This window comes from Paenibacillus agaridevorans (assembly GCF_003112455.1).
Lineage (GTDB): Bacteria > Bacillota > Bacilli > Paenibacillales > Paenibacillaceae > Pristimantibacillus > Pristimantibacillus agaridevorans.
The window spans coordinates 6,954-17,778 of the sequence record NZ_BDQX01000458.1 but is presented as its reverse complement, the minus strand read 5'-3'; the positions used below and the strand labels follow the sequence as shown (position 1 = coordinate 17,778).

General features: G+C 55.5%; 7 protein-coding genes. All 7 read left to right on the top strand.

Translation table 11 applies throughout. The features are described 5' to 3' along the window. Positions 1–459 (top strand): putative amidoligase domain-containing protein (locus PAT3040_RS33685; protein WP_444980834.1); only part of this gene is annotated, 459 nt, incomplete at its 5' end. Between the two features lie 620 nt (positions 460–1,079). Beyond that, positions 1,080–3,914, top strand: coding sequence for a DNA mismatch repair protein MutS (gene mutS, locus PAT3040_RS33680; protein WP_108996105.1), 2,835 nt, complete (start codon positions 1,080–1,082; stop codon positions 3,912–3,914). A gap of 48 nt (positions 3,915–3,962) precedes the next feature. After that, on the top strand, positions 3,963–6,371 hold the full coding sequence (mutL, locus tag PAT3040_RS33675; protein WP_108996104.1) for a DNA mismatch repair endonuclease MutL: 2,409 nt from the start codon (positions 3,963–3,965) through the stop codon (positions 6,369–6,371). Further along, positions 6,368–7,147: a class I SAM-dependent methyltransferase gene (locus tag PAT3040_RS33670; RefSeq protein ID WP_108996103.1), complete on the top strand. Its 780-nt coding sequence runs from the start codon at positions 6,368–6,370 to the stop codon at positions 7,145–7,147. The genes mutL and PAT3040_RS33670 overlap by 4 nt, the downstream gene beginning before the upstream one ends. Further along, the gene (gene miaA, locus PAT3040_RS33665) at positions 7,140–8,135 is read left to right on the top strand and encodes a tRNA (adenosine(37)-N6)-dimethylallyltransferase MiaA (protein WP_181377007.1); all 996 of its coding nucleotides are present in this window, start codon (positions 7,140–7,142) and stop codon (positions 8,133–8,135) included. Before PAT3040_RS33670 ends, miaA begins: the two co-directional genes overlap by 8 nt. Before the next feature lie 16 nt (positions 8,136–8,151). Then, complete coding sequence (gene hfq, locus PAT3040_RS33660; RefSeq protein ID WP_087569310.1) at positions 8,152–8,397, top strand: RNA chaperone Hfq; 246 nt, start codon at positions 8,152–8,154, stop codon at positions 8,395–8,397. Between the two features lie 168 nt (positions 8,398–8,565). Continuing rightward, the coding region (locus tag PAT3040_RS33655; RefSeq protein WP_258235292.1) for a transglycosylase domain-containing protein at positions 8,566–10,825 on the top strand (2,260 nt) is incomplete at its 3' end.

Sequence of the window (10,825 nt, the reverse complement as noted above, 5' to 3'; positions counted from 1 at the left end):
CTAACCAGCCGCTTGCTCCGCTTGCTCGACAGCTGCGCGGCGTACCCGCTCGCGCTGGTGGAGGACCCTGCCGGGCGCGGCCGGCGTCCCCGATACGGCGTACTCGGGGACTTCCGGTTGCAGCCGCATGGCGGGTTCGAATATCGCACGCTGCCGAGCTGGCTCGTATCGCCGGCAGCGGCCAAAGCCGCCTTCGCGCTTGCGCTGTTATGCGCTCGCGAGGCGTTGGCGATGCCCCGCGTGCCCGCATCCGGCGAGCGTTACGCGGAGGCGTATTACGCCGGCGACCGCAGCGAACTGGCGGTTTGCCTCGACGAGGTCGCGGACGTAATCGCCGCGACGGACAGTTACGCCGGACTGGCTCGTTTTATCGAGCCGTTGTTCGACGCTGCGCGCCGCGGCCGGACATGGGACGAAAGCACCGATATCCGCGAGAAGTGGCGCGTCCCGTTGCATTAAGTGACATTCACCTCCGTAACTGTTCCGTCCCGTAAACTCCGAATGTATCTGCAGGGCATCTCAAAGTCTCTACATTTATATTTGTTCCTACGGAATTCACCCCCCAGATCACCGTACCACTAACCTAATGTGTATGAAAAAGCGAGTACAATAGGTCGCAAACAGGCGAGCACGAGCAAATGTGTATGAAAAAGCGAGTACAATGGGTCGCAGACAGGCGGACACGAGCAAATGTGTATGAAAAAGCGAGTACAATGGGTCGCAGACAGGCGCGGACGAGCATATGTGTATGAAAAAGCGAGTACAATGGAGCGCAGACGGGCGCGGACGAGCATACGTGTATGGAAAAACGAGTACAGTGGGTCGCAGACAGACGCGGACGAACATACGTGTATGAAAAAACGAGTACAATGGGTCGCAGACAGGAAGCGTCAAGCAAATGTGTATGAAAAAGCGAGTACAATGGGTCGCAGCTTCCAAACACCGCCGACTAATTCCCCGGGTTATAGCACTCCACAGCTCACATTGGTATAATAGAGTTCTGGTGTTTAACCATTGGTAAGAAAATGAGCCGCAGAAACGCGGCGCGTTTATCTCATACATAGCAGGGGGCGAAGACGGTGTCCGGTTATACGCCGATGATACAGCAATATTTGTCGGTCAAGGAGGAAGCGAAGGACGCGTTCCTTTTTTTCCGTCTGGGCGATTTCTACGAGATGTTTTTCGACGACGCCATCAATGCATCGCGGGAGCTCGAGATTACATTAACAGGCCGGGAGGGCGGAGGCGCGGCGAAAATTCCGATGTGCGGCGTGCCCTACCATTCCGCGGATAACTATATTAACCGGCTTATCGAAAAAGGGTATAAAGTGGCCATCTGCGAACAAGTGGAAGACCCGGCGGCCGCCAAAGGCGTCGTGCGCCGCGAGATCGTCCGAATCGTGACGCCCGGCACGGTAATGGAGTCCAAGCAGCTCGACGGCTCCACCAACAACTTCATAGCCGCGGTTGCGAATGCTGGAGGGGTAATTGGCCTTTCGGCGTGCGACTTGTCTACGGGCGAGCTTTACGTCACATCCTTCCCGGCCAATCTGGAAGCGCTCGTGGACGAGCTTAACGTGTACGTTCCGGCAGAGGTCGTAGGGGACGGCAACCTTCTCAAACAATTGGACGGATCTCCAGCCTGGGGCAGAAAAGTGCCGCTTACCGATCGGGATCCCATCGGCGTGGATCGGCTAAACGAGCAATTCGGCGAAGCAGAGGTCGCTGCTTTGTCGAGCTCAACGGCTCGAATGGCGGCGCTTGGCATAATGACGGGGTATTTGGGCGAGACGCAGAAGCGTTCTTTATCCCACGTCAGACATATCCGCTCTTACGAGCCGAATCAATATATGATTTTGGACCATTATACCCGCCGCAATCTGGAGCTGACAGAGACGGTGCGCGACCGAAGCAAACGAGGCTCGTTGCTCTGGCTGCTCGACCGTACCGGCACGTCGATGGGAGCCCGATTGCTTCGCAGGTGGATCGACAAGCCGCTGCTGAGCAGCTCGGCGATCGGAAAGCGGCTCGACGCGGTGGAGACGCTGTATCGCAATCTCATTTTGCGAGAGGACATCCGCTCCGAGCTGCAGCCGATCTACGACCTCGAACGGCTTGTAGGCCGGGTCGCTTACGGCAATGCAGGCGGCCGCGATCTTATCGCGTTGAAGTCTTCCCTGCGCCGCATCCCGAATTTGACTTCGCTCTGCCTGGCTTCCGGTTCGCCGGTGCTGGAGGAGCTAGTCGCAGGAGCGGATGATTGCGCGGATCTCGCCGATATGATCGAGACGGTGCTGGTGGACGAGCCGCCCGTATCCATTCGAGAGGGTGGACTTATTCGGGCGGGTTACGATGATTACTTGGACAGCTTGCGCGAAGCGAGCACAAATGGCAAACGTTGGCTGGCCGAGCTGGAGCGTCAAGAACGCGAGGCAACAGGCATCAAGTCGCTCAAGATTGGCTACAACAAGGTATTCGGCTACTACTTGGAAGTATCCAAAGCCAATCTGACTTCGCTGCCGGAAGGGCGCTACGAGCGCAAGCAGACGCTTGCGAATGCCGAACGGTTTGTGACGCCGGAGCTTAAGGAAAAGGAACGTCTAATCCTCGAGGCCGAGGACAAAATGGTCGATCTCGAATATGCCCGCTTTATCGAGCTCAGGGATCATCTGGCGCTACATCTGCATCGGCTTCAGAGGGCTGCCGAGATGATTGCGGAGTTGGATGTGTACCAGTCCCTGGCGACAGTAAGCGCAGAGCGGCGATATACACGTCCGACCGTATCGGAAGGTTACGATCTGGACATCGTGGACGGTCGCCATCCCGTAGTGGAGGCGATGATGGATGGCACTCCGTTCATCAGCAATGATACGCATTTGCGCCGTGACGAGGATTGGATCATGCTGATTACGGGACCCAACATGGCGGGCAAAAGCACCTACATGCGCCAGGCTGCCCTTATTTGCATTATGGCTCAGATCGGCTGCTTCGTCCCCGCCAAGGCTGCCGGAATTCCGCTGATCGACCGCATCTTTACGCGGATCGGCGCCGCGGACGACCTGATCGGCGGCCAGAGCACCTTTATGGTAGAGATGAAAGATATTCAGGTCATGACGGAAAAAGCTACTGCGAGCAGTCTGGTCATTATCGACGAGCTGGGCCGCGGGACTTCTACGGCAGAGGGAATGGCAATCGCTCAAGCCGTTATCGAATACGTTCATCATCATATCGGCAGCAAGGCGCTTGTATCTACGCACTTCCACGAGCTGGCTCATCTGGAGGAGTCTTTGCCCTCGCTTGGCAATGCGCGGATGGCCGTCGAGGAGAGCGGCGACGATGTTACCTTCCTTCGCAAGCTCATTGCAGGAGCGGCAAGCACGAGTTATGGCATTTATTGCGCCCAACTGGCGGGACTGCCCCAGTCTATTATCGGACGAGCCTATGAATTGCTCGCCAATACGGATGATAGTTCCGAACGTACAGCAGGTGGAGGAACATCGGCTGCCAGAGCGGGATCTGACATCGGCCAAACGAGGCAATCGCAATCCGCACATCCTGCCCCAAACACGGCAATGGATAACGTGCGATCGGATGTGCGCGGGCAGGCTGCACACGGATACCGGGAGTCGGCTGCCGCAGTGGAATTCTCGTTGCTGCATGAGTCGGGAACGGGAGTCATGACCGAAAGCGCCTCGAAGGTTGAAGCGATCTCTCATGCAGAGCAGGCGCAAGGCTCTGTCATCCAGTTGTCTATGTTCGAAGAAGCGACGCCTGCGCTTGACACCGGCAAACGCAAAGCTTCTCCGAAGGCGGAGCAGCTTGCCGACGACCTGCGCAAGCTGGATCTGTTTAATATGACGCCGATGCAGGCGATGCAATGGCTTAACGATATGAAGGGCAAGCTGAGAGATTAACGGACAAGCAAAGTTTGGAAGACCAGGAGAAGAGGGGAGGGGTTGAGCATGGCCAGAATCAAAGTGCTTGACGAGCAGCTGGCGAACCAGATAGCGGCAGGGGAAGTGGTAGAGCGTCCTTCTTCCGTCGTCAAAGAGTTGGTGGAAAACGCGGTAGACGCCGGGGCAACGGTCATCGATGTTATGATTGAAGAAGGCGGCTTGTCGCTGATTCGAGTGAGCGACAACGGAAGCGGCATTGAAGGAGATGATCTGCCTGCCGCTTTCCAGCGCCATGCTACGAGCAAAATATATACGGGAAGCGACCTGTTCCGCATTGCAAGTCTCGGATTCCGCGGAGAAGCGCTGCCCAGTATCGCGGCCGTCTCCAGGATGACTTGCATCTCCGCGACAGATGGATCGGGACTTGCAAGGCGCCTTGTTATCGAAGGCGGAACGACGACGGCATTCGAGGCCGCAAACGCGCCTCAAGGCACCGATATGTCGGTCCGGGATTTATTTTACAATACGCCTGCAAGGCTGAAATATATGAAGTCGATCCAGACGGAGCTGGGACATATCTCCGATTATGTGAACCGCATCGCGTTGGGACATCCGGGCATCGCCATTACGCTCAAGCATAACGGCAGCGTGTTGCTGCGCACGCTCGGAACCGGCGACCGGCTGCAGGTTATCGCCGCTGTTTACGGAACCAGCACGGCCAAGGCGATGCTCCCGGTGGCCGCGTCGGATGCCGATTATGAGCTGAGCGGCTACATCTCCAAGCCAGAGTTGACGCGCGCCAACCGCGGAAGCATCACAGTGATCGTTAACGGGAGATATATTCGAAGCCATGCGGTCAATCAATCGTTGATTCATGCTTATCATACGCTGCTGCCGATTAACAGATTCCCGCTCGTCGTTGTCGAGCTTGGCATGCATCCCGGTCTGCTGGATGTCAACGTTCACCCTTCGAAGATGGAGGTTCGCTTCAGCAAGGAAGCCGAGCTGCGCTCGTTAATCGAACGCTCCGTCAAGTCTGTACTGGACGGTTTGCGGCATATTCCCGGACCTGACTCTATAAGCAAACGCGAACGTACGGGTCCGCTATATGTTCAGGATACGATCTCCTTCCATATTGGAGACCGGTTGGAGGAGGGCGATCCTGCGAAAGCTCCGCTGCCAGAGCCTCCTGCCGAAGGGCCTGCCCGCAATAGCGGGAATTTGTCCGCGGAAGATGTCAGCAACAAGCTATCGGGAACTTCTCAGATGCTGTCATCGACTGAATCTCAAGACGGGCAACAATCGACATCATCTTTAACTGGTATTGATTCGCCGTCGACCGGCTCCCAAGAGGACCGACCATCGACATCATCTACGTTAACTGTTAATGAATCGCCTTCAATGGGCCGTTCGGAAGAGAAATCCGGCAGTTCAAAGGGGCGGAGCGAATGGTCACCCGAGCAGAGAACCTGGGGCGGCTCCGGCCGCTCTGCCTATTCGCAAGCAGGTTCTGACGGTCGAGGTCATAAGGAGCGCAGTTGGAACGATCGCGAGTCGGCGTATGTGCCCAGAGACGCTGCGGAGAGGCTCTACGCGAGGCCGGAGAGTGCCATGTCGCCCTTCGCTGTACACGAAGGGCGACATGGCGGCGCCACTGCCCAAAAGTCAGCCGATGTTGAGGAGGAAATCGATGCGGAGTTGTCCGTATCAAGCGAAATGCAAGCATCAACGGCAACGGTAAGCTCGCTTCTTCCAGCAGCAAAAGAATCGTTAACAGAAGCTTCCTCTCTGAGAGAAGCTGCTGCAGCTGTTGAATCCCCTTCCGAAAGGGAGTCCGGGTCGACAGAGACATCAAACGATGATAACCGCCGATCCCAAGGCGCGCTGAATTTCCCGGAGCTGCACTGGATCGGGCAGCATCATGGCACGTATATTGTGGCGCAGGCGGATGACGGATTGTATCTCATCGATCAGCATGCCGCCCATGAACGTATAAACTATGAATATTATCTTCATAAATTTGGGAATCCTGTAGCTGCAAGCCAGTGTCTCATCGTGCCGCTAACGCTGGAATTCACTGCTGGCGAAGCGACTCAACTTAGGGAATGTATCGGCTTGTTCGCCGACGCAGGCGTGGAGATCGAGCCGTTCGGCTCTCAGACATTTCTTGTCCGCGCGTATCCGGAATGGTTCCCGGCCGGCGAAGAGCAGTCGCTACTTGAAGAAATGGCGGATCTTCTGATCGAGGAACGTAAGTCGATCAACATTACGAAGCTGCGCGAGAAGGCGGCCATTATGTGCTCTTGCAAGGCGTCCATCAAAGCGAACGATCGGTTATCTCGCGAAGAAGGCGATGCCCTGCTGGCGAGACTGTCGAGATGCGAGCAGCCCTATACTTGTCCCCATGGCAGGCCCATTATCGTTCATCTCTCCACCTATCAGCTTGAGAAAATGTTCAAGAGGGTGATGTCATGATCGTCACAACAGCGCCGATGCCGTCCGAACGGGTGTTGGCGCAGGCGAGACGACTCGCGGACGAGCTCTCTGCCGCATACGTGCAGCGGCGCAGCTCCTCCGTGCGCAAACTGCTGGAGCGCAGCGGAGATGGCCGCGCAATCGTCGTCACGGATCGAGAGATCCGTTTTTATGACGGCGATGAGGCGCCGCCCCTGTTTTTCCATCCCAGCATGGCCTTCATCCGGGTGAAGCGACTGCGCAAGGGAGAAAGCGACCCGCTGCTCGACCTATCCGGATGTCGCCCCGGAGACACCGTTATTGACTGCACCGCGGGCATGGCGGCCGATTCGCTGGTGTTCTCCTACGCGGTCGGGACTGCCGGCACTGTCGTCGCACTGGAGAGCGAGCCGATTCTGTGCGCATTGGTGCGAGAAGGATTGTCTGCGTACGAGTCCGGACTGGAAGACGTCAATGATGCCATGAGACGAATCAAGATGATATGCCGGGAGCATGGCCAATATTTGGCGGAACAGCCCGACAACAGCGCGGATATCGTCTACTTCGATCCCATGTTCAGGCAGCCTATCCTGGAATCGTCCGCGATCGGGGCTTTCCGTTCAATCGCCAACATGGACGCGCTGACGGCCGAAGTTGTCGAGCAAGCGAAACGCGTGGCCCGGCGCACGGTTATTATGAAGGAGCATCAAGGCAGCGGCGAATACGAGCGTCTCGGATTCGAGAAGAGGCATATCAACACATCGAAAATCGCATATGGAGTGATTCACGTTGACTGAAAAGCAAGAGAACGCGACGGATCGCAAACGTCAGCCGCTGCTCGTGCTGATCGGTCCCACGGCGGTTGGCAAGACGGCGCTTAGCCTAACGCTGGCGCAGCAATGGAACGCGGAAATTATATCCGGCGATTCCATGCAGGTCTATAGAGGGATGGATATCGGGACTGCCAAGCTCCCGCTGGCTGAGCGAGGGGGTATCCCGCATCATTTGATCGATATTTGCGATCCGGAGGAGCCTTATTCGGCAGCCGATTTTCAAGCTGGCGCTCGAACTGCCATCGAACACATCTCGTCACGGGGAAAGCTGCCTTTTATCGTCGGAGGAACAGGACTATATATAGAGTCGTTATGCTACAATTACCAATTCGCGGATAACGGCTCCGACGAAGCGTTCCGCGCGGAGCAAGAAGCTTATGCGACGGAATATGGTTTCGACGCCCTGCACGCCAAGCTTAAGGAGATCGATCCCGAAGCTGCGGAACGACTCCATCCCAACGACTTGAGGCGCGTGATACGGGCACTGGAGGTCCATCATTTGACGGGACAGACGTTCTCGGAGCAGCAAGCGGGACAGAAAAAAGAGTCCCCCTACGAACTTTGTATTATAGGGCTGTCGATTGATCGTGCGACGCTCTACCGGCGGATCGAAGCTCGGATCGACGAAATGCTGGAGCAGGGTCTCGTGGATGAAGTTAAGGACATCCTCGGCAGAGAGCTGCCTCCCCACGCGGTGCCGATGCAAGCGCTTGGCTACAAGGAAATCGCCGATTATTTGCAGGGCAATTGCTCCTATGAAGCGGCAGTTGAACGGCTGAAACGCGATACGCGAAGGTTCGCGAAACGGCAATTATCGTGGTTCCGGCATATGAAGGATATTCACTGGTTTGACGCAGGGGAAAATTTTCACAACAATTTGAGTGCAATTCATGCTATAATAGCAGGAAAGTTTCAAGATCATCTTGAATATCATACTAATCAATCTTTTTAGACGGGGGTAACGTCCAATGAACAAATCGATCAATATTCAAGATACGTTCCTGAACCAGTTGCGCAAAGACAATATTCCGGTTACGGTATTCCTGATGAATGGATTCCAAATTCGCGGCGTGATCAAAGCATTTGATAACTTTACCATTATTATCGACAGCGAGGGAAGGCAGCAAATGGTGTACAAGCATGCCATTTCGACGTTCGTTCCGCAACGTAACGTATCGCTCATGCAGCAGGACAACTCCCAGTCCGAGGTCTAGTTCACAGGATCGCATGAAACTTTCTTATAGAAGCGCACGTTAAACTAGATAGCGGCAAGCAAGGGCAACCCGCTCGCATGGGTTGCCCTTGGCGTTTCAAATAGGCCGCAACGTGTCCATTTTATTAATGCGAGTTCAGAGAAAAAGGGAGTGCAGGAGGGAATCATCATGGCTGAACCTAGGAAAACGAAAAGAAAAAGCGGGTCTAATGGAAAAAAACGCAAGGGCATTTCGGGACGGGCTTGGTTCTACGGTCTGTTCTTCACGGTTGTCATCGGCATAGTTTGCGGAGTTATCGGTTATCTGTTAATCATTCTAAATGGCGAACGGCTGCTGGAGGAACACGGCAGCAAGCTGGAGTTCGGCGAGGCGTCGATCATCTACGATGCCAAGGGCGAAGAGATTTCCAGACTGTACGACGTCATGGACCACCGGGAAGTCGCGGAGTTCGCGGAAATTCCGGAGTATATGCTTCACGCGATCGTCGCAACGGAGGACCAGCGGTTCTACGAGCACGCCGGACTGGACTTCTGGGCGATCGGCCGCGCGGTCGTCAAGGACGTAATTGCCAGAAGCGCGGTCGAAGGCGGCAGTACGATTACGCAGCAGCTAGCGAAAAACGTATTTCTGTCGGCTGACAAGACGTTTTTCCGAAAAGCAACGGAAGCATCGATTGCTGTTGCGCTGGAGCAACAGATGACGAAGGATGAAATTCTCACCATGTACCTGAACCGAATTTATTTCGGCAAAGGGATTCACGGCATTAAGGCTGCGGCCGATTATTATTTTGATGTGGAGCTGAAGGATCTGCAGTTGTGGCAGGCGGCTACGCTCGCGGCTATGCCGAAGGCGCCTAACCGTTACAACCCTATCAATAATCCTGAGGATTCCAAAAATCGCCGCGCAGTCGTGCTGCAATTGATGTACGAACAGGATTATATCACCAAGGAAGAGATGGATGCGGCCAAGGCAGTCGAATACGAGGCGCCTGCGAGCCAGGAGCAATTTAAGTCCGGCAACTATCATGCTTTCGTCGATTTCGTCATCGAAGAAGCGATTGAGCTGACGAAGATGACCGAGGAGGAGCTGCGAGTCAGCGGCCTAAAAATTTATACGACGTTGAATCAGCAAGCCCAACAATCGTTGGATACGCAAATTGCGAATGATGAGAACTTCGAGAAGAGCGTCGACGATCAGATCGTTCAAGCGTCCGTCATCATCATGGACCATCGCAACGGGGAAATCCAGGCATTGTCCGGCGGACGCGACTATGTTAAGAAAGGCTGGAACCGGGTGACCAAGTACAGGCAGCCGGGTTCTGCGATCAAGCCGATCGTGTCGTACGGACCGGCCTTGGAGACCGGGAAGTACTTCCCATGGACGGAGCTCGCCAACGACAAGAAGTGTTTCTCCAACTATTGCCCGACCGACCGCTGGGGCGCGACCAAGGTGTCGATGAAGCAGGCGGTGAAGGATTCCCGGAACCTTGCAGCCGTTTGGATGCTTAATGAGATTGGCGTGAAACGCGGCGCGGAGTTCGCCAAGAAGCTGGGGCTCGAGCTGGAGCCGGACGACATGAACCTCGCGCTTGCGCTCGGCGGCCTGACGAAGGGCGCTTCGCCCCTTCAGATGGCAACGGCCTACAGCGTTATGGCGAACGGCGGCAAATCCGTCGATCCGCATACGATAACAAGCATCGAAGGGAAAAATTACAGCTTTGCATACAAAGCTCCAGAATCCAAGCAACTGATGTCGCCCGAAACGGCCTGGTATTTGACCGATATGATGCTCTCCGTCGTGCAGAAAGGCGGCACGGGCAGCAAAGCGGCGATCGACAGGCCCGTAGCGGGCAAGACGGGCACGACGCAGCACGGCATCAAAGGCTTCTCCGGCGACGGCATCAAGGACGCCTGGTTCGTCGGCTACACGCCGGAGTGGACAGCGGCGGTATGGATGGGATACGATAAAACAGACTTGCAACATTACCTGAAGACGGGCGGCTCCCAATCCGCGGCGTTGTTCGCCAAGATCATGAAGCCGGCCATGCAAGGCGTCAAGCAAGGGAGTTTCCGGCAGCCCGAGGAAACGCAGGAAGACAAAGCGCCGGAGAAGGTGGCCAACTTCAAGGCCGTCTACAATCCGGACGAGGTCCGAGTCGATCTGAGCTGGGATGCCAGCGCGGAGCCGGATATTATCTATGAGATTTACCGCAAGGAATTAAACGAAAGTGATTTTTCGGTTTTTGATTCCCGCGAGACGACAAGCGTGACCGACATGAGCATTTTCCCGGGGATGACTTACGATTATTATGTCGTCGCCCACGATACGAAGAGCAAGCTGTCCAGTAGTCCGAGTCAGAGGATTACGATCCAGGTGCCCGAGGTGGATCTTGGATTGCCAGAGGTGCCGATGGATCCTGAACCGACCG